The following is a 20,464-nucleotide window of genomic DNA, read 5'->3' as shown; positions in this document are numbered from 1 at the left end:
GGGGATTATCTGCTAACTGCAAGATCGTTCAAGTCTTCTTAAACGATCGGCATTATACCGATTCGGTAGGGCTTTTTATTGGTCGCAATTTAAGATACTAGGGGTTTAGTCACAGTAAAAAACTTGCTGAACCACCATTCGACGAACCATTACACGGGCTGCTTTTGAATGCGTGATTTACGCGCACTGAATGCAAACAACAAAATTACGGCCAAAACGAATGGTAATACGTAGAGATTAAGGTTCTGCCACCCTGCTGTTGACTCCAACCAACCAGACAGTAGCGCCGTGACAGTCACACAACCAAACACAACAAATTCATTGAACGCTTGTGCCTTAGCTTTGTTTTGAGCTTGATACGACTGGCTGAATAAACCTGTTGCAGCGATGAACATAAAGTTCCAACCCACACCAAGCACGACCAAAGCCGCCCTGAAGTGCCAAATTGATACGCCATGGATATTGATGGCAATACTCACCACAAATAACACGCCACCTGCAAGGATCATCATTCTTGAACCGAACTTCTCGATGAGGGAACCCGTAAAGAATGCAGGCACAAACATACCCAATACGTGCCACTCAATCACACCAGCAGCTTTAGTAAAATCGAATCCGCAACCAATCATCGCCAATGGCGTTGCAGTCATCAAAATGTTCATTACTGCGTAAGCAACCATGGCCGCAAACACAGCGCCAATAAAGTTCGGCGCTTTAACGATCACACTTAAAGGGTCGGCTTTGGGAGCCTGTCTATTAAAAGAGACCTTAGGAAACTGAATGGTTTGTAACAAGGCTAAAGCTAAGATGTTTAGGCCGATCAGCGAAGCAAAAGCACCGATGTACAAGCCATCTGCTGACCATTGTTGAGACATGATCGCTAAGTTAGGCCCAAGTACCGCCGCCAATACTCCACCAGCCATTGATATTGAAATCGCACGGTGGCGTGCATTTTCGTCACACACTTCGATAGCCGCGAAACGATAAAGCGTACCAAAACCAATACCTATCCCAAGCAAAAATGTGGCGAAACAAAACAGATAGAAATGTTGCTGAGATAAAGCGTAAGTTGCAAGGCTCGCCCCTGTAATGCCAACCACATTACCGATACTGAACCCTCGTTTTCGTCCTAATTTTCCTGAAATTAAAGATGCAGGAATAGTGGCTGCCATTAAGCCTAAAAACTGCAACGCTACAGGCAAAGTAATCATGCTGACACTGGGTGCAATCTGTTTGCCTATCAAGCCAATCACTGAGATCAGTAATATGTTGCCCGTCATCAACAAAGCCTGACACAGTGAGAGCAGCCAAACATTTCTATTCATCTTCGTTCCTAAATATGAGCACAGTTGGTCAATAGAACAAAAAATCAACAAAGTCGCAACTCTTTGTTACTTTTAATGACCTCACCAAAGCACTCAATTAAAGAGCCACGAGTCTCGACTTCGAAGTGTATTCCGCCAAAGGTGCTTTGATCTTCGTTGCTTTACGCTCTAGAGTTGAAATTATCATCACTTAAGATAATAATAATTTTTTGTTATTCAAAAGCTTTGTTGTTTATAGGATTTGTTATTTAGAGGCTCTGTTACTTGTAAGCCTTTTATCCATAGCCGTTAGCATTTAAAGGTGAGTATGATTAATCCACTTTGGCTCAATACATTTAAGACTCTGGTTGAAGTTGGTCATTTCACCCAAACTGCAGAAAAGCTGTATATGACACAGCCTGGCGTTAGCCAACACATCAAAAAGCTTGAGCAAGCTTGTAACTGTGACTTGTTATCGAGAGAAAATAAGAGTTTCGAACTGACCGAACAAGGTCGGATTATGTATCGCTACGCTCTTAAACTGGAAAAAGACCAAGAAGATTTATTCGAATCTCTGAGTTTCGACAATCCTTATTCTGGGCAATGTCATCTATCCTGTTCGGGTTCACTCTCTTTGCGTCTGTATCCCAAGCTTCTTGAACTGCAGCAGCAACATCAAGACCTGAGCATCAACCTAGAAGCGGCACCGAACAAAAAGATATTGAACGACCTAATCCAAGGCACCACCGATATTGGAATCGTAAGACATTCACCCAATGACAGCTATTATCAGAGCCAAGTTATTGGTAATGAGGCGCTGTGCTTAATCGTCCATCATAGTCTTGCTGACTTAGAGATTACCCCTGAAGCTCTGCACAATATCGGCCTCATAGCCCACCCAGACTCTGCTCATTACCTGTCTTTGTATTTTGACCTATGCGGAGATAAAGATTTAGCGAACATCAACATCAATGAGATCCCGAAGTCTGGCTACATTAATCAACTCCACCAAATTCTATTACCCGTATCAAAAGGGCTTGGGTTCACCGTGTTACCCGCAGGGGCTGTCGAAAACTTTCCAGACAAAGAGAAGTTGCATGTTGTGCCACCTAAAGTGAAGGTTGAAGAAACACTGTATTTGGTTCAGAAAAGAAATCGAAAACTGCCGCACAGATACAACACCCTTATCGATCTAATCAAACAACACGTCAGTAATTAATCCGAGACACAGAAAGAAGTAAAGCCTTTAGCTAGTTCGTTATTTCGCAGCAAGAGCTAAAGGCTTTAATGTTGGAGTGATGTTCAAAAGACAGCTACTCAGAAGCACTCAGAACCTCTTTGGCTCGTTCAAAGTCGTAATTATCTAACGCACTTTGGACATCTTTAAGAACTGCTGAATGTGGATACTGTGCCAGTAATTCAGTCACGTATTGGGTCGCATCGTTATCATAAGCATCCAACAGCGAATACAACTTAGCACGCTGCTCTTGAGTGATATTAGGCGAATTCGATGCATCAGCGCTTCTCACCTCAGTTTCTTGAGTACATGCCGTTTCAACACCTTCAGCACCCAACGTATCAAAGCTGCTCTCAACCGCTTTAATCAATTCGATTAACCCAAGCTCAGCTTGTTTAAGATCCTGCTCATCACACGCCTTGTTGTGAGCTTTGTTTTCAAGACCACCGAGTTGTTCAGCCAATTGCAACCCGCCAATAGAAGCCGCCATGCTTTTTAACGTATGTAGGTTCCGCTCTAACGTCACCCATTCATCTTGCACTAGGTTGTCGAAGGTATCCGACATAATGTCAGGCGCCCCTTGGCAGAATCTACCAAGCATCTTCTCTTGCAGCTTCACATCATGATGAGTCAGCTGACCGAACCTTGGCAATGAGAAAACAGGGAGAACCATCAGAGTATCAGAGCTTAATGTCGGACTATTAGAGCTGCTATTTTGCATCCTAACTAAAGGCGACTCTGATGACGCTTTACCCTCAACCAAAACCTCTGGCACGATGTATTTCGTAATCAAAGAGGTGGCTTTATCGATGATAATGGGCTTATCCAAGAAGTCCGTGACTCCAGCCTCTCGCGCTCGCTGTTTCGCATCAGCAAACACATTGGCCGACATCGCAATAATTGGTACATCTTTATCAAACTCACGAATCAAACGTGTAGCCTCGAAACCATCCATAATCGGCATTTGCAGATCCATAAAGATCATCTCATATTCATTGTTTTGAGCTAATTCCAATGCCTCTTTTCCATTCTCTGCCAAGTCGGCATTCAAATTAGATCGGGTGAAGAATGCCAAAGCTAAATCTTGATTTAACTCATTATCTTCAACGAGCAATACCCTTTGACCTTTGAACTCTATCTGGTAATCCAGTTGCAGCTCTTGGGCTTTAAACTCTGCCAATTCTTCAACGCTTGATCTTGGCAATGTTAGAACAAACGAAAACTCACTGCCTTGCCCGAAAACACTCCCAACACTAATTTGGCCACCCATTGCACGAACCAATTTCTGACTAATATTGAGTCCTAACCCTGTACCGCCAAACCGACGTGTTGTAGTGGTATCCGCTTGGCTAAAGGCTTCAAACAGCTTGTGACGGTTCTCATCCGAGATGCCTATCCCGGTATCCATCACACTCACTTTCATGGTTAGGCTGCTATCGTTCGAGTCAAGATGCTCCACCGTTAACGCTACGCTGCCTTTTTCCGTAAACTTAATCGCGTTGCCCACAAGGTTGAGTATGACTTGGAACAACCTCAAGGGATCGCCTTGTAATGGCGTGTCTAATTCTGGGTCGATGACCATCGACAAATTGAGTTGTTTCTCAGCCGCTTTCGACTCCATCAACTCAATCACATCTTTAAAGGTCGTTGCGGGATCAAATGGGATGCTATCAATGGCAAGCTGTCCCGCCTCTATCTTAGAGAAGTCGAGGATGTCATTAATGATGCTTAACAGTGAATGCCCCGAACGGTGCACTTTCTCAATATAGTTTCGAGCAACAGGATTAGATATTTCGCCAATCGCCAGATAAGACAAACCAATTATTGCGTTCATTGGCGTTCTAATTTCGTGACTCATATTGGCTAAGAATTCCGATTTAGCTTGGCTAGCCAGATCGGCTCTCTGTTTCTCTTCTTCAAGTTGTTCGTTTAGGCGTTTCATTTCTGAAATATCGAATGCCCAAAATAGTGTTGCTATCTCGCCATCTAGCTCAAACAAATAATAGCTGACGAGCGCGACGAAACGGGTTCCGTCAGACTTTCTTAGCACCAACTCTCTGTTTACCACCTTTCCATTGAGATTAAGCTCCTTATGTACATCGTCCCGAACGGCTAAGGAATCATGAATAGCAGCCGCATCGATAGAATCAAGATCCAGATCTTCAACCCCAAACAGGCGTTTCGCAGTATCGTTGGCATAGCGAACCTTCTCTTCTAACACAACACTAGCGGCGATTGGAGAGCTATTTAGCATGTTGTAGAGTTGGTTCTGCGCCTTTTCTAGAGCTTCGGTCGCTTCCTTAGCAATAATGATCTGCTTAGTTAATTTACGATTCCAAAAAATAATAAGAAGAAGGATCACCAGAGAAAAAACCGAAATGGTGTAAACCAATTGATAGTCAACTCTTTCTATCGCTTTAGGCGCCGCCCATTTTGCTGAGATCTTTTGACGTTCTTCAGCAGAAATGCTCTCAATTGCCTTATTCACAATGGAATAGAGCAAAGGTTCAGACTTAATGACGTGTAAAGTTGGAGAACGGAAAAAATCAAGTCGTCCGATAATTCCGACCTCACGATGACCATATGAATCAATGAGATAGTTTAGGACTTCGACAGTATCGATCATGCCATCTAGGGTTTCATCATCCAGTCGGTTAAGCCCATCTTCAGTGGATTCGACTTTCACCCATTCAATATTCGGATATTTCTCGACAATCGCGTCGGTATTTGCTGCGTTCTTCAAGATACCGATTTTCCATCCTTCAGCTTCCTCAAGCACCAAGCTACTAATGTCTCGTCTCGATCCAATAGCTAAACGGCTTGAAAACAGGCTCTTGACAGCTTTGACGTTGTCTCCTAACGAACGGTTCTCTTGAGCTGCGGAGACCAGTTCTACTTCATGATGATCAACCAAGCTACGGGTCTCTGACCAACTTGCAACGTCTACATGGTTGATACTTAACCCTGTTTTCTGCTCAATGAGCGTTAGATAATCGTCAATTATACCGATGTATTCACCGGTATTAGATACCGCCTCATAAGGCAATGAGTTCGGATCGATACCTATCCGAACATCCGGATTATCTTTGATCCACGCCCTCTCTTTTTGGCTTAGATTTAAGATCTCTCCAGTCAAGTTACTCGCTTGATAAACATCCGCAATATAGCGTTTCGCCGCATCTCCAAATGAACTAAATTGTTCGACCGATGGAAAATAAACATGGTTCCGCTCTAACGACTGAACATCAAAGTAGAAAGTCATCGAGCCAGAATTGATGCTCCCTCCTTTGGTTCGATAATTTGCCACCTTGGTGACAGACGAAAAATGAGAGGTGTTTTTCGTCTCTCCATATTCATCAACTAGGTTGCCAATGTACCAAGATTTAATTGGGCGATTGTTATTATCCGCTTGCGCGGTGATTACCTGAAATGAACTGTCCGTATCGAAAATTTCAAAAACTTCGGTTAACTCTTCAAAGCGGTCATTGACGATAAAATAGGCGGATATTTGAGCTATGATATTCGCCTTTTTAAGCACTTGGCTCAAATCATTCTGAACCTGCATCTCGATAATTTGGCTTAAACCGTCATCGGCCTGTTTAAGTTTTCTAATCGCGGCATTGAAACTGTCTCTGATTTCCTCACTCTTAAAGTCAACATAGATCGGATACTCAACTTTATACTCGTCATGTAGCGTTAGCTCTGCCATTTCAATAAAACGAGTATTGGTGATAAACCACTCCAGAACCCTTCGTTCAACCATTAACAAGTCAACATTTTGAGCCCTCAACTGTGAAAATGCTGATTCAAGACCTTCGTAATCTTCGACACGACCAATGTCTAACATACCCTTCAGTACTTCAACAGAATTTTTAATTGGTGAGGTCTCGTCGAACAATAACGCACCTAGAGATAAGTCGTTTTGGGATTGAAGTTTGAGCTTGCGGCGAGTCAATGAAACAGGAACAAACTCAACATTAAGAACGTTATCACTTAGGAAATGCGCATTAGGATCATCAAACTGAACGCCAGAAACAAAGGCAATAGAATTATTGTTATCGATGGCCTTTTTAGCGGCACTAGGAGGAAGAGTGACAACGTCACCCAGCTTATACCCCATATCATTAAGAGCACGTTGAATAATGTCGTGTTCTAGCCCGACCGCGGTGCTGTCTGGATACATATACGGAGGATTACCAAAGCCAAATACGCCTTTTAGTGGAACTCGATAAGGAGAGGTATCTAGCCACTTTGATAAAATCTGGTTCTTATTTGCAACGTCAAAAGTTTCAATTTGTTTGTTGATTAGCGTCAGTAGCTCTGGTTCGTCATTTCGAATCACCATCGACGCTTCTAACTTTTTCCAATGCTCCAAAACATAGTTGACCGCTAGACCATGAACGCCAATCTTTTTCGCAAGATCCATAGTGGTGATAGGTTCACCGACCATGCCTTCAACATCACCAGACCCTAACGCACGCACCGCATCAATAACATTCTCAAAATCGACTCTTTCGATAGAGCTCAACCTCACTCCTGCACGCTCCAAGTCTATGTTTTCATTTACCATCGCAATGCGGCGTTTATTATTTTGATCTAGGTTTCCATCGAGTTTTTTGTCGATAGGGACTATCACAGCCACCTGATAAGGAATATAGGGATCACTTGCAAGAAAACGTCCACCTTCACTTGGGTCGAACTGTTGGAATGGGAACACGTCGCCTCGCCCATCGACTAACGCCGCTTTGGCCTCGACGCGCGAGTTAACTGTGATAAACCGAACATGGACACCAAAACGCTGTTCAAGATCCAATGTCCAATCTTTGATGATCCCAGAAACCAGCCCGTCGTCATCGATGAATGAGTACGGGTAATGGTCGGAAAGCGCAATAAATGTGATGGTCGGTTGGTTTTCCAACCACTGGTTTAACTTAGCATCGGTCACTTCAGCCGCGTTTACACTGCGAATGACTAGTGACCACACCAATAAGCCAATGATAAGAGATAATACAAAACGATTTAGTGACAACATCAAGCCATCACTCATCGCTAAACTTCTCTTTAATCGCAAGAATCTCGGGCAACTTAAGAAAGAACAGATCAACGATAGTTGGATCAAAATGTTTGCCTTTCTGTTCTTCAAACAAGCTCAGTGCCTCATCGACACTCCAAGCCTTCTTATAAGGACGCTCTGCTGTCAGGGCATCAAACACATCAGCCACCGCAGCGATTCTTCCTACCAAAGGAATTTCTTCACCCGCGATCTGGTTTGGGTAACCGCTGCCATCCCATTTCTCATGATGATATTGCGCCACCTGAATCGCCATACGCATCAGTTTGGAATCACTCTGCCTACCAAGAATTTCAACACCGTACTCGACGTGTTTCTGCATGGTATTCCACTCACCGGCATCCAACTTACCAGGCTTTAGCAGCACACTATCGGGAATGCCAATCTTGCCAATATCATGCATTGGTGCTGCATCACGCAACGTCTCGGCATCTTCGTCAGTCATTCCCAAGGCTTTAGCTAGCACTTCACAGTAGTGACTCATACGCTTAACGTGCATGCCTGTTTCATTGTCTTTAAATTCAGCAGCTCTACCCAGTATGTTCAGTGTTTCTAGCTTACCGAGATTGATCTCTTGAGTTTTCTCTTTTACCTGACTAAACAACGCGCGTTGTTGGTCATAAAGTGCGATATGCGTTTTCACACGCTGGAGTGCAATAGCAGGGGTTATCGGTTTGGTTAGGTAATCTACAGCCCCCAAGGAGAGCCCTTTTACTTCGGCTTCAGGTCCAATTTTGGCAGTAACGAAGATAATGGGGATATGCGCGGTGTTGGGCTGTTCTTTGAGCTGTCTGCAAACTTCATAACCGTCAATATCAGGCATCATGATATCGAGGAGAATGAGGTCTGGCTGAGGCACCATCTTGGCTATCTTGATGCCAATGGTACCGTTAATTGCTACTTTGACTTGATAGGTATCTTTAAGTATTGCAGTCAACACATCCAAATTGCTTGGGGTGTCATCTACGACTAACACTATGGGTTTACGACTCATTGATACCTCGTATAAAAATCAAACAGTTATAAATATAGTGTAGAACGATTTTTAGAGGTTAATCAGAAAAAATAGCAATTGTTTATTGAAAATGAAGAGTAGATCTTCGAGTGACATCAAACCAACGTTTGTCGAAGTATGACCAGTCAATATTACGTCGATTAAGTCATTATAATACAAAGGAAATTATACAGATTACTTTTGAATCCAGACCTTTTATTAACAAAATACAAACTGGCAAAGACAAAAAGAGCTCCTCACTCGGGAGCTCTTTTCACTTAAGTCATTAGAGAATCAAATAGCCTAGCGAACCCGCAACCTAACGACCTGAATAATACATACAGATTCGAACACCATCGAACTCACGAATCTCAAATGGGATCTCGTAAATCGACTCCATCACTGACTTTTCAACCACTTCAGAGACCTTGCCCGACTTAACCACTTGGCCCCTCTTCATCGCGACAATGTTATCTGAGTAACAAGAAGCAAAGTTGATGTCGTGAATCACAATAACCACCGCCTTATTAAACTCATGCGCTAGACGACGTAGCGTCTGCATGATTTCTACAGAGTGTTTAATATCTAGGTTGTTTAGTGGCTCATCCAAGAAGACATAGTCGGTATCTTGCGCCACTACCATTGCAATAAACGCCATTTGACGCTGACCGCCACTGAGCTCATCTAAGTATTTGTTTTGAATATCGGTAATACCAAGGTGCTCTAACGCCGTATCGACGACTTTATGATCTTCGTCTTTCAAGCGGCCTTGAGAATGTGGGAAACGCCCAAAACAGACCAACTCACGAATCGTAAATCGCATATTGATGTTGTTTGACTGTCGTAATACCGCAAGGTGCTTAGCAAGCTCTTTGGTATCCCATTCAGCCAGTAACTTATCGCCAATAACGACCTCGCCCGCATCATTTTCGGTTAAGCGACTCGCCATAGAAAGCAGCGTACTTTTACCCGCACCATTTGGGCCAATGATAGAAGTCACTTCTCCTTTCGGGAACATGGCACTGGCATCATCCACCACAAGTGTCTTGCCATACTTCTTACTCAAACCTGTTAATTTAATCACTACTTATTACCTTTACTGAATTCTGGTGCGTAACAACAAGAACATAAAATACAAACCGCCGACCAAGTTAATGATCACGCTCACAGTGGTTTCAAACGCCATTACTTTTTCAATGAACCATTGGCCTGAAACCAATAGAACGACCGCTAACAAACTGCTCGCGATGATAAGCACACGATGTTGATAAGATTTGAATATCTGACGAACTAAGCTCACGGTGATTAAACCAAAGAACAGCACAGGGCCAACCAAAGCAGTCGATACTGCGACCATCACTGACACAATCACTAAGGTAATCTGAGTCAATCGCTTGGTGTTCACGCCCAAGCTTGTCGCGTTATCAACACCAAGCCAAAGCACATCAAGCTTGGGAGCCAACAACCACAGGCCAAGCAAGCTCAAACCCAATGGAATAAGGCTGAGGTAAACCAGTTCACCTTTCACGTTGTTGAAGCTCGCGAACATCACATTTTGCAGCACGGCAAACTCGTTCGGATCAATCAACATCGCAAGGAAATTAGCCAAGCTTGAGAATACGCTGCCGCACACAATACCAATCAACAACAGTGTAAATACGTTGTTTCGCTTGCTCTTGAAGTAAAAATGGAACAGCGCAAACGAGAACAAGATCATCACAGTCACAGACAATGAAAAGTTCGCGATTGCATCAATTACCCAAAAGCTAGTACCACCAAACACAAACAGAAGCACCGTTTGAACCAGCATGTATAAACTGTCAAAACCCAAAATTGAAGGGGTGAGAATTCGATTATTGGTGATGGTTTGAAAAACCAATGACGATGCAGAGATCGCCACCGCCGCCAACACAATCGACAGCAGTTTGGGTAGTCGCAAAGACAAGAAGAATTCGTAGTTATCCCACGTAAGTCCCTGCCCCACAAATACTGCCGCCATACCCAAAGACGCGATAGCCAGAATCGCAATTTTTACTGAATCACGCATTCGACTTGTCTCTCATGATCAGGTAGATAAAAATCAAGCCGCCAAAGACACTGATTACCATTGAGATTGGAATCTCATAAGGGAAGATAACGATTCGAGCTAACAAGTCGCAGGCCAATACCAAGATCACGCCCCAGTAGGCTGTCCAAGGCAGAATTTTCTTCATGTTATCGCCCATCATCAACGACACGATATTCGGCACGATAAGGCCAAGAAATGGGATAACACCAACGATCATCACCACAGAAGAGGCGCAGATAGCAACCAATGCAACACCAATGAAGACGATCTTCTGATAATTGAGGCCAATGTTTTTTGCGAAGCTTTCACCAATACTTGCCGCACTGAACTGACTCGCAAAGTAATAAGCCAACACACATGCAGGAACCGCGAGGTAAAGGATTTCATAGCTGCCTTGCAATACACTCGCAAAGTTCGCCATCGTCCATGCCGACATGGTTTGTACTAAATCGTATTTGTAAGCAATAAAGGTTGTTAGAGAGGAAATAACGTTGCCATACATGATGCCAATCAAAGGTACCAACACCGCATTCTTGAACTTCAAGTGTTGCAGAAAGCGGACCAATAGCATGGTCCCGAAAACCGCAAACGCGAAAATGAAACCTAAATAGCTCCATTGCGCGGCATTGCCCAGCACCAGAATACCGACTATATATCCAAGCATGGCGCAATCAATCGTGCCCATCGTCGAAGGCGCAGCAAACTTATTCTGAACAATCTGTTGCATTATCAAGCCAGCAACACTCAAGCCAGCACCGGCAAGCACAATCGCGAACAGTCGAGGGATCCGACTAACAACATAAATAGAGTTGGCGTGTTGGTTGCCATTGAAAAAATCGCTAAAACTGATCTCAGCGACTCCAATCATTAATGACGCAACGCATAACACAACAAGAAATACAGCAGCTGCAATGGGTTTTAACATAGAAGTAATACTAAAGGTAGGATCGGGGAGACCGTATAAAAAAGTGAAAAAGGGCTTATAAGAACACTCTTATAAGCCCGAGAATCTGATGATTAGTAACTATTGAATCGTACGTTCAATGTCACCCAACATTCTGTGAATCGCTGTTACGCCGCCACCTACCAGATACCAAGCACTTGAATCAAGGTAAACGATGTTGCCTTGCTGCGCTGCTGGTGTTGCCGCAACCAGTGGGTTGTCAAACAGCTGTTGTGCGCGCCCTTCTGACCTACCGATCGCTTTTTCGCGGTCAAGCACGTAAAGCACTTCAGGTTTTGCGTCCGCAATGTATTCGAACGAGATTAGATTGCCGTGATTCCCTTTAATCGGAGCCACTGTCGCACTCTTTGACTCCACAAAGCCAAAATCGTCAAAGATGATTGAGAAGCGACTGCCCTTATTGAACATCGCAATGTTGTTGCCGTTGTTCATTAGCATCATTGCTGACGTTTCGTCAGACGCGACTTTGTCGTTAACCGCCGTGATAGAAGCTTGAGTCTCTTTAATGAGCGCTTCTACTTTAGCTTGCTTACCAAAGAGCTTGCCTAGCGCGCGCCAGTTTTGCTGAGCATCAGCCCAGTATTTGTCACCTTCAATAGAGAACATGACCGTTGGAGCGATTTGTGCCAGCTTGTCGTAAACCTTAAGCATGCGGTTTTCCGCGATAATAATGTCAGGCTTCAACATGTAGATAGCTTCAAAATCAGGTTCACTCAATGAGCCCGTATTTGCCGTCGTATCTTTGTACGAAGCTAGATAGTCAGGCATTAGGCTGTGAGGCGCGCCAACTGGCTGTATACCAATCTGATCAAGCACATCCAAGCTACCAAAGCCAAGTACTACAACGCGCTGTGGTACTTCGGTAAACTGCACCGTGCCCTTTACGTGTTCAATAGTGATTGTTTCCGCTTGAGCGGTCATTATCAATGATGATGCAAGAGCGATAGCAAGCCCACCCAATAACTGACGAACTGAATTGATTGTTTTCTTCATGTGTCTTCCTTTGCCATGGATACAAACCACCACTCATGACAATAAAAGTCACATTACTCATAGATGAGCATGGGGCGTACACAACGGCTAAATAACGATAATTTAAAGTCTGTCATTGCTTTGACAACAAACTTGTAACGCAAGTGAGAACTATTATCAATTATATTTGCGTTAAATTAGCGACACAACAACTTTATTATTCAGAAATGTAAAAGTGAGTATTCATGTTTTGCGTAGTCGGGAGAGATATTAGGAATCAAAAATAGCAAAAAGCGCGAAGAGGAAAATGATCATCAATCTGAAGAAAAAACTGATGGGGAAAAGTGCCCGAAAACCCTGTAATTACAACGCTAAACCTCCTAATTACAACGCTAAACCTCAGAGTCACGAATTGTGATTTACAATGTAAAGACCAAGTATAACAGACGCTTAACTACCACTAAGTTAATACCTCAATTAAAACCACCAATGACAAAGAACACAAAGCGGTGCAAAACCGAGCCTCAGTCAGATACTATGGTCAATCCCCTGTCCTTCGTTCATTTAACTATCAATAAGCGACGGCAAATCATTCAAAAATATTTTTAAATTTAATTAGAAATAGGGTTGTAATTTAAAAAACTAGGCGTATAGTTCGCCACCTGGCTCTAATCTATAGAGCTGTTAATGCTAAAGTAAGTCCAAGTTCCACAAAGACAGTTCTCGATTCCCTCGTTACACCATCTCTGCGTCAGCTTTCACCCAGATAGTCATTCAATAGCTTTTAAATCAGATCCCACTACCGTTCTATTCGTCATTTGCTTTCTTTTTAGCGAATTCAAAATAGATCGACTTATTAAATATAAATGTAATAAACACAAGGCACAGTTATGTCACGCAGAACAACAAGACAAACCCATTGGTACCAACTATCACGCGAAAAAACAGTCAATAAACTAAAAGGTAATAAATGCTCAAGATTAAAATAGACTTACACAAAGAAGAGATTTCATGGGTCACAGAGATTCGACAGCTCAATAGCGATATACTCCACCGCCACATATTGCCCAAGCTACAACATCACAGTTATCTCATCGACTTTGAATTTAATGAACGAGAAAGCATCGGAACTATCGTTTCAGGCAACGGAAACACCCTAGGACATTTCACACTCCTATAGCATTTCCCATCGGCTACAGAAAGAAACACCGTCTAGTTCGACAGATATAAAAAAAGTCAAAGATGTCACCCTCAATTCGCTTTAGCAGAACAAAATAGAGTAGAAGTAAAACAGATCAGAAACCTAGCCCTTTTTGCATTTCACACGCGGCTAACGCTAGCTAGGTTATCGTGCTTCTATTGAAACCAACTTATATCAAACTCTGAATCACCAATGAGTCATTATCATTGCATTCATGGACTAATAAGCTAACGGCATCGACCTTAACTTTTGATCAAGAGTATATAAGTGTTCTGCAGCTTGCATGTGTTGAGGGTAATCGCTGAATTTCTCACGATTCTCCTCATTCATCTTACATGTCTCATCCACCAGCATTAACTTCCAATACAGCTTTGTTGTATGCAGCATCGCCAGTAAAGGTTTGAACACCTCTTTCTCATAAGCTTGAATCAACTCTTCAATCAACTCGTCACGTTCGTCTTCACTTGCGATTGAACCTTCGGTTGCCGACAACACTTTTTGATACTTCAGGTTTTGTTGCAGCTTATCCATCACCGTTTGGTTTTCTTCCGCTAACTCAACAAGCTTCGACTTAATAATGTTCACCCAATTCTCTTGGCTCAGTACTGTGTCATCAACACTGTTAAAGTCTTCTCGTATCTGTCGTTCAACACCTTTTTGAGCTTTCTTTAAAACCGCACGCACCTTTTGAAAAGGCAGCTGATATTCCTTACTTAGATCGATAATCAGTTTATGAAAACCACCATTTGGAAGGTGTAAGTTTTCCTTAAACGTCGCCATTGCAGCTTCTTGCTGATCGGTAAGGTGAGTCATTCTGTTTCCTATTCTTTATCACTTATGGTGCTGAGCCCGCGATCATACCACTATATAACCTCGTTTTTTCGGTAACTTGATAGGTTATATCTAGGTGCGTACTTAAATTCTCTCAATACGTTATCTTTTGGTTACTTATTAATCCATATGGCGTTAAATGGTAAAACTGATCATCGATTAAAATCCATACTACACCTGTTCCAACAAAACAGACTTCTAACTTATACAGGTACTTAAATGAAAAAGATTGCACTTAAGATTGAGACTGCGCAAGTCGGATGCTCACCAAGCTCGCGACCATGATGGCTAAATAGAAACTGCCGATAATGGACTCCATGAACACAAAGAATTGAGCAATAGGCAAAGCCGGTGATATGTCGCCATAGCCAACCGTGGTCAAGGTGATAAAGCTAAAGTACATCGCATTGAACAAGTTGGTCAGCCAGATTTGCTCTTCTAACCCGTTAAATGCATTAGGGAAGATTTCTAAAATCAACAAGTAGATAGTCGACCAAGCGAACCCTAACAACAAGTAAATACAGATAGAACCAATAATGTGATTGGGCGTCACCGTCTTTGCTTTCATTACCTGTTTGAGAGCGGAATAAATATGTGAGAACAGAAACACCGCCAATGCCGTTAACGTCACTATCGAAAGGTTATAGTCCTCCAAAAACGAGAATACCCCCGACACCGTAGCGGTTATCAATAGCAGACCATACCAAGAGCGATACAAGGCTCGCTCTTTATGTATTCCCACTATCGAAACAGCCAAAGTAATAATGATCAAAAACAGAATGGTCTTTTGACCTTGCGGATAAAACTGCTGCATCACCGCGCAACCAAAAAACAACACCAACAGTGCATAGAATAAGAAGTAGAAGTTGTCGTCTTTAGAGACTGGCTTCATCTATTTTTCCTCTGCCTCTGCTGGTTTTTTCTCAGTTTCTTCTTGGTTTTTCTCTTCAAGTCCAAGCCACGCCATCATCAGCTCATAACTTAAACTCAGTATCACAGCACCGACAAACAGACCAACGATGCCTGACATCGCCATTCCGCCCAACGCACCAAGCAAAATAACCAACATTGGAATGTGAGAACCACGGCTCAGCAGCACTGGCTTCAAGATAGCGTCACTGCCGCTCACTAAAATACACCACACTAAGAACAAGCTCGCCGCCAGTGTCGATTCAACACTGAACATGTAAATAATTGCAGGCAATAAAGCAAGAATCGGCGGAAGTTGAATAATTGCAATGAGCAGAACAGCTAATGCCCAAAACGCAGCCGCAGGAACGCCTGCAATCACCAAACCGATTGCCGACATCATGGATTGAATCACAGCCACACCAATCACACCTTGAACAACACTTCGCACGGTCGATTTAGAAAGCTCTACCAATTCTTCACCTTTACCGCCCGTTAAACGCGCCACTAAGTGAGTCACACCAGTTTTGCATTTATCGGCATTACTCATGAATGCACCAGCAATGATGGTAGAGATAATGAACTGAATGAAGCCACCACCTAACGAGCCAAGAACAGAAGCGGCTTTCGTCGCGAACTGTTTAACTTCGTCTGCATACTTTATGAAAGTGCCTTCAATATTGTTCGAGGCGGCAACCAAAGTTGAATAAACCTTTTCCCCTATTAATGGAATATCTTGTAAAGACTCTTTCGGTTTAGGCAATGACAATGTGCCATCTTGAAGGCCTGTCATCAGGTCAGTCGCGCTGGTGTAGATACCAGAAGAAAGCGCCGCCAAAGGAATAAATAGAAGAATCACACCAATAAAGCTCAGCAATGCACTGGCTTTTCCTTTCGACATTCCCGTCTTATTTGAAATCGCGACAGCAACTGGATAGAGCGCAGTCGCAATGATCGCCCCCCAAATAACCAATAGAATGAATGGGCGTAAAATCGCAAAACACCAGTAGACGAGCATAGCAATCGCTGCAATTTTGATGGCAGCGTCTATCGCCTGTTTTGAAAAATCGTCGGTTAACTTCATGAGACGTCCTTGTTAGACAAAATTAATGCTGATTTTGTAGAAACTTCCAATTCCGAGTTTCTAGGAATAAAGAGGCCAAAATCATATATATGCCAATTAGCAATAATTGGAATATGCGAATAAAAGTGTTGCTATCGATATCGCCGGAGCTCATCAATGTGCTACCGACAAGTACTAGCAAGGTACTAAATGCAGTGGCGAAAATCGGTGCTTTTTCGGGAACCGTGTAGATTTTCTTAGCAATCACAATAGCGACCAAGCCTATGAATAAAGAGTAGAAGATAATATTCGGAACAATCGAAAGGATTGAAAAAGCAGCTATCGCTAGCAAGCCACCAATGCCATTACTGATCACCAGAAATGCACTTAATTTGACTGATTTTTCTGAAGTGATCATTAACGATAACAACGCAATAAACATCATGGTTAACAATGCTTCAGATATCTGAAAAATAAAGAAAAAGCACACAACGGGATAAGAGATAATCATCGCACGGAAAGCCGCATACCAGCGCTCTGTCTTATTGAAAGGTACCGACGCAAAGCCAGAGAACTCCGACTTAGGTTCAGGGAAGAAGACATGAACCAGCGCAAAAATAGTCACCGACACTACACCAGAAGTCGCTAAACCTGATGCCAACAAAACAGAGACTCCGGGGTTATCAATCGCCATAAAAGGCAGCATCAAAACAGCAATCAACAGTATGGTGGCGAAAAGGTTCCATTTAGGGTCGACAAACAAGTAGTAACCCCACAGCATCATTAACCCCACCAAAATCAGCAATGGAATTGGGTAATGGGTAATTCCTCGCGACAGCAATAAACCTAACCCCATCGTCACCACAACGGCCAAGAGCAATTCGTAGACCGTTTCCTTATGGAGGTTTGATTTATCAATTAAGAACTTAGCAGTGAACACTGGCGCCACAAACGCAAGTGGCCAGTTTATCCACGCCGCCAAGAAAACAGCCAACGTGACCCCTACGGTAAACCGCAGGATCCGTTGCTGTGTTTGTTGGTCAGGAATCGGCTTATCGGACATAAGACAATACGCTAATCAGACGAATCCATACTTTGCCTATCGCGTTGAACACAAAGTTGTCGCCGCTATAAACAATCACATCCGCTTGGCCGCCCACTCGAAGCATGCCTTGCATCTCATCTCGTTCAAATTCGATAGTGATAGGAAGCATCTGTGTTTGACGCAACCAACCCGTTTGTTGGCTAGCTTGAGCAAGCTTACCTGCTTGATCATTTTGTCCCCAATCAACACCCCAATCGATGCTACTCACTCGCCCTTTCACGATTTGTCCTGGAGCGAAATCCAATGCCACTTCCACTTCATCACCGACGGTTACGTTACCAAGGCTATTTTCACGATAATAAGCTTCAATCCAGATATCTTCCGTCGAAACAAAAGTCATGATCGGTTGACCTGCTGATGCGTAAAAACCCTCAGAAAGGCTAAAGTTAGAAACGCCACCTTGTGTCGGTGCTGTAATCACGGTGCGCTCTAGGTTCAACTGTGCCTGTTCAAGTGCTAACAACGCCGCTTTCACTTGGCTGTTTTCCTGACCTTCTTTACCCATTTGTTTCTTAGCACGGTCAAGGTCAGCTCCTGCATTGACAACCGCCGCTCGAGACGTTGCAAATGATATGCACGTCTAATAATGCAACAATATATACAGGATTGTATTCCAATGACCTCTAGTCACTACCAAGTCCCGGTAATTCAAACGAACTACGCTAAAATTCTGGTTCAGGTATTTTCTGACTATGGCCTTGATTTACATCTGTTGCTTAAAGATTCCGGTTTACCACCCGACCTTATCGAATCAGAAAGTGATTTTGTGCCATCGGAATCCATTAAGCGTTTGATTTATCTTACATCTGCACAACTCGGCGTATCTCGGTTCACCGATATTCTTGGACTCGCATTTCGACGTCGAATCATCCCAAATGTCTTGCATCAATTTACCGAATTCGAAACCATTGGTGATGCACTAAAACAGATCAATTCAATCTTTGCCTACGACTCCCCAGGGAGCAAGGTCGAGTTTATTCAAGAACACGGTCAGAGCTGGTTTTGTCGAACCGCCCCGGAAGACAATTCCCCTATGTTTCAATGGGGAGAAGCTTTTGCGATTACATATATCATTGAATTAATAACCATTTTATCCCAATCGCCATGGTTACCTAATAAGGTGCGTCTACAAGGACATGACATCGATGTCGTCAAAACACTGGTGCCAAGTAGCTGCCAACTGTTTGTTGATCAGTCGTCGACGGCTGTACTTATTCCTGAAGAAATCTTACAACTCCCAATTAGCCTAACCTCTAAAGAACTCAGTGCTAAACCGACACTTATTGAGTGGCATACCAGCTTTACCGATAGCGTTTATGAGCTTCTAAAGCCGTACATGAAAGAACAAGATCTCTCTCTCGAAGAAGCCGCTGAGTTACTCAACTTTTCGGTGCGAACGTTCCAACGCAAACTCAAGAACGAAAACACCACTTATCGAAAAATCAAAGAGAACCTGATGTTTTCGGTAGCTTGCGAACTGATGGAAGAGGGCCATACGCTGACCTACATCTCTAGCCAACTCGGCTACACCAACATCTCTCATTTTTCTCGTGCGTTTAAGCGTGTGTCTGGTCTTACGCCGAAGATCTACCAACGTTCAATTTTGGACTAAATGTAGTTTTGGACTAAGTACAATCTGGCCTCCCTCTCAGTTCCATTTGTAAGAGTGTCGCTAGATCTATCGCGCCCCAAAGCTCCTCTACGTCTTGTACCCTAAAATAAATAATCATACTTACTCCTCTTTAAGTCGAAGTACCATCTTGGATCAATCTCGACAGAGATACTTACCATAATGCGCCACACCCACTTTAAGAGCTGTTTCGCATATAAAATAATAAGCGTTTGAAAGTTATAAGTTTATCTCCTAAGTTTTTTATACCCCTTACTCAGGAAGATGTAGATGAGCAATATAGAAAAAGTATATGGATTTAATACGCCCCAACGGCTCTTTGTCGGTTACACACTCGCCGTACTCGTTGATTTAACCGTTCTCAATTTTTTTGATGAATATTGGGATTTCGTCAATATCGAGTCTTTCACCATCTCATTTGCTGCTGCGATTTTGCTACAGCTGTTGCTCAAGTTATCCATCGGCTTAGAACATAAGCTCGCGGATTACTTCAAGTCGAAACCCGGCACTGCCCCTAAGATCTACAGAGGCCTGTCGAGCTATGTGATTCTCGTCGGTTCAAAATTCGTGATGCTAGAAGCCATCAACATTCTATTTGGTGACAAAGTGGATTTCACGGGGCCTTGGAACGGTGTCGTCGCCTTCTTTGCAGTGGTATTTACCATTCTGGTTGCCGAAGTGATTGTTTCTAAAATCTACTTTGCATTGGATGACACGCAGAAAACCGAAAAAGCCTAAGCGCTCTATCGATTTTCAAGTGAACTGCAAACAATAAGTGGGCTACTCGGGAAGCCGATAACGTTGCATCACTAAAAAGCAAAACGCTTTCCGAAGGATCGGTTAAAAGCGTTTTGCGCTTTTTTGAGGGAGTGTTGACGGAGATGAGCTTAGAATGACGAGGTTATTTCTCCCTCGCCAGGATTAAGACCACTTTTAGCTCGCTCCAAATTTAACCGCGAAAGATCTGCGTACCAAGAACGATCTCACGTGATCATAAATCAGATTAAACACAAACGCGTAAATGGTAATAAAAATGGTCACGCCGATATCCATTAAAAATGGTTCATCGCGGCTTTCCGGGGAAAGCCGCTTTTATCTTCAAGAAGAAGTAGTCT

The 20,464-nt window shown here is 43.1% G+C and carries 15 protein-coding genes and 2 pseudogenes; 4 read left to right on the top strand and 13 right to left on the bottom strand.

What is annotated here, in order from left to right; all coding sequences use genetic code 11:
• Window positions 1–149: 149 nt before the first annotated feature.
• Complete coding sequence (locus ACED42_RS19820; protein WP_029225556.1) at window positions 150–1,325, bottom strand: MFS transporter; 1,176 nt, start codon at window positions 1,323–1,325, stop codon at window positions 150–152.
• Window positions 1,326–1,632: 307 nt separating this feature from the next.
• Between ACED42_RS19820 and ACED42_RS19815 the strand changes: the two genes are divergently transcribed.
• Window positions 1,633–2,523, top strand: coding sequence for a LysR family transcriptional regulator (locus ACED42_RS19815; protein ID WP_009844857.1), 891 nt, complete (start codon window positions 1,633–1,635; stop codon window positions 2,521–2,523).
• 94 nt (window positions 2,524–2,617) lie between these two features.
• Here the strand turns inward: ACED42_RS19815 and ACED42_RS19810 are convergent, their stop codons facing one another.
• The 6 genes from ACED42_RS19810 to ACED42_RS19785 all read right to left on the bottom strand — a co-directional run bounded on the left by ACED42_RS19810 (window position 2,618) and on the right by ACED42_RS19785 (window position 12,631).
• Entirely contained in the window at window positions 2,618–7,588 is a 4,971-nt protein-coding gene (locus ACED42_RS19810; protein ID WP_371703864.1) for an ATP-binding protein, read from the bottom strand.
• On the bottom strand, window positions 7,581–8,606 hold the full coding sequence (locus tag ACED42_RS19805) for a two-component system response regulator (RefSeq protein ID WP_135382031.1): 1,026 nt from the start codon (window positions 8,604–8,606) through the stop codon (window positions 7,581–7,583). The genes ACED42_RS19810 and ACED42_RS19805 overlap by 8 nt, the downstream gene beginning before the upstream one ends.
• A gap of 319 nt (window positions 8,607–8,925) precedes the next feature.
• Window positions 8,926–9,690 (bottom strand): ABC transporter ATP-binding protein, encoded by a 765-nt coding sequence (locus ACED42_RS19800; protein WP_371703863.1) that lies wholly within the window; start codon window positions 9,688–9,690, stop codon window positions 8,926–8,928.
• Window positions 9,691–9,702: 12 nt separating this feature from the next.
• Window positions 9,703–10,653 carry an iron chelate uptake ABC transporter family permease subunit gene (locus ACED42_RS19795; protein WP_371703862.1) on the bottom strand — a complete coding sequence of 317 codons (951 nt, stop codon included), beginning with the start codon at window positions 10,651–10,653 and terminating at the stop codon, window positions 9,703–9,705.
• Window positions 10,646–11,599 carry an ABC transporter permease gene (locus ACED42_RS19790; protein WP_371703861.1) on the bottom strand — a complete coding sequence of 318 codons (954 nt, stop codon included), beginning with the start codon at window positions 11,597–11,599 and terminating at the stop codon, window positions 10,646–10,648. Before ACED42_RS19790 ends, ACED42_RS19795 begins: the two co-directional genes overlap by 8 nt.
• Window positions 11,600–11,698: 99 nt before the next feature.
• Window positions 11,699–12,631, bottom strand: coding sequence for a siderophore ABC transporter substrate-binding protein (locus tag ACED42_RS19785; RefSeq protein WP_041473139.1), 933 nt, complete (start codon window positions 12,629–12,631; stop codon window positions 11,699–11,701).
• Window positions 12,632–13,580: 949 nt separating this feature from the next.
• Between ACED42_RS19785 and ACED42_RS19780 the strand changes: the two genes are divergently transcribed.
• Complete coding sequence (locus ACED42_RS19780; protein WP_004731601.1) at window positions 13,581–13,790, top strand: hypothetical protein; 210 nt, start codon at window positions 13,581–13,583, stop codon at window positions 13,788–13,790.
• A 240-nt stretch (window positions 13,791–14,030) separates the two neighbouring features.
• Here ACED42_RS19780 and ACED42_RS19775 read toward each other — a convergent pair whose 3' ends face one another.
• The 5 genes and pseudogenes from ACED42_RS19775 to ACED42_RS19755 form a co-directional block, all read right to left on the bottom strand.
• Window positions 14,031–14,624, bottom strand: coding sequence for a hypothetical protein (locus ACED42_RS19775; protein ID WP_371703859.1), 594 nt, complete (start codon window positions 14,622–14,624; stop codon window positions 14,031–14,033).
• 253 nt (window positions 14,625–14,877) lie between these two features.
• A complete protein-coding gene (locus ACED42_RS19770; RefSeq protein ID WP_017096360.1) occupies window positions 14,878–15,534 on the bottom strand; it encodes a potassium channel family protein in 657 nt (218 codons plus the stop codon).
• Complete coding sequence (locus ACED42_RS19765; RefSeq protein ID WP_371703857.1) at window positions 15,535–16,635, bottom strand: AI-2E family transporter; 1,101 nt, start codon at window positions 16,633–16,635, stop codon at window positions 15,535–15,537. It abuts the gene before it with no gap.
• 22 nt (window positions 16,636–16,657) lie between these two features.
• A complete protein-coding gene (locus tag ACED42_RS19760; protein ID WP_012600930.1) occupies window positions 16,658–17,677 on the bottom strand; it encodes a DUF2955 domain-containing protein in 1,020 nt (339 codons plus the stop codon).
• Window positions 17,667–18,290 (bottom strand): annotated as a pseudogene (locus ACED42_RS19755) (HlyD family secretion protein); the annotation flags it as partial. The pseudogene ACED42_RS19755 and the gene ACED42_RS19760, both read right to left, overlap by 11 nt.
• A 45-nt stretch (window positions 18,291–18,335) precedes the next feature.
• On the opposite strand from ACED42_RS19755, the gene ACED42_RS19750 reads away from it, so the two are divergent.
• Both ACED42_RS19750 and ACED42_RS19745 read left to right on the top strand, forming a co-directional pair.
• Complete coding sequence (locus tag ACED42_RS19750; RefSeq protein WP_371703856.1) at window positions 18,336–19,331, top strand: helix-turn-helix domain-containing protein; 996 nt, start codon at window positions 18,336–18,338, stop codon at window positions 19,329–19,331.
• A gap of 288 nt (window positions 19,332–19,619) precedes the next feature.
• Entirely contained in the window at window positions 19,620–20,087 is a 468-nt protein-coding gene (locus ACED42_RS19745) for a hypothetical protein (RefSeq protein ID WP_012600934.1), read from the top strand.
• A gap of 195 nt (window positions 20,088–20,282) precedes the next feature.
• Here the strand turns inward: ACED42_RS19745 and ACED42_RS19740 are convergent.
• Window positions 20,283–20,414: pseudogene (locus ACED42_RS19740) on the bottom strand (chlorhexidine efflux transporter); the annotation flags it as partial.
• Window positions 20,415–20,464 lie beyond the last annotated feature (50 nt).

This window comes from Vibrio sp. FF145 (assembly GCF_041439075.1).
In the GTDB taxonomy this organism is placed as follows: Bacteria; Pseudomonadota; Gammaproteobacteria; order Enterobacterales; family Vibrionaceae; genus Vibrio; species Vibrio tasmaniensis_A.
This window is presented reverse-complemented; position numbering and strand designations above follow the sequence as displayed.

Coding starts and splice junctions, on each gene's coding strand:
- ACED42_RS19765 (WP_371703857.1), bottom strand. CDS start 16,635: ATGAAGTTAACCGACGATTTTTCAAAACAGGCGATAGACGCTGCCATC.
- ACED42_RS19810 (WP_371703864.1), bottom strand. CDS start 7,588: ATGAGTGATGGCTTGATGTTGTCACTAAATCGTTTTGTATTATCTCTT.
- ACED42_RS19790 (WP_371703861.1), bottom strand. CDS start 11,599: ATGTTAAAACCCATTGCAGCTGCTGTATTTCTTGTTGTGTTATGCGTT.
- ACED42_RS19770 (WP_017096360.1), bottom strand. CDS start 15,534: ATGAAGCCAGTCTCTAAAGACGACAACTTCTACTTCTTATTCTATGCA.
- ACED42_RS19750 (WP_371703856.1), top strand. CDS start 18,336: ATGACCTCTAGTCACTACCAAGTCCCGGTAATTCAAACGAACTACGCT.
- ACED42_RS19760 (WP_012600930.1), bottom strand. CDS start 17,677: ATGTCCGATAAGCCGATTCCTGACCAACAAACACAGCAACGGATCCTG.
- ACED42_RS19775 (WP_371703859.1), bottom strand. CDS start 14,624: ATGACTCACCTTACCGATCAGCAAGAAGCTGCAATGGCGACGTTTAAG.
- ACED42_RS19745 (WP_012600934.1), top strand. CDS start 19,620: ATGAGCAATATAGAAAAAGTATATGGATTTAATACGCCCCAACGGCTC.
- ACED42_RS19805 (WP_135382031.1), bottom strand. CDS start 8,606: ATGAGTCGTAAACCCATAGTGTTAGTCGTAGATGACACCCCAAGCAAT.
- ACED42_RS19815 (WP_009844857.1), top strand. CDS start 1,633: ATGATTAATCCACTTTGGCTCAATACATTTAAGACTCTGGTTGAAGTT.
- ACED42_RS19780 (WP_004731601.1), top strand. CDS start 13,581: ATGCTCAAGATTAAAATAGACTTACACAAAGAAGAGATTTCATGGGTC.
- ACED42_RS19795 (WP_371703862.1), bottom strand. CDS start 10,653: ATGCGTGATTCAGTAAAAATTGCGATTCTGGCTATCGCGTCTTTGGGT.
- ACED42_RS19820 (WP_029225556.1), bottom strand. CDS start 1,325: ATGAATAGAAATGTTTGGCTGCTCTCACTGTGTCAGGCTTTGTTGATG.
- ACED42_RS19785 (WP_041473139.1), bottom strand. CDS start 12,631: ATGAAGAAAACAATCAATTCAGTTCGTCAGTTATTGGGTGGGCTTGCT.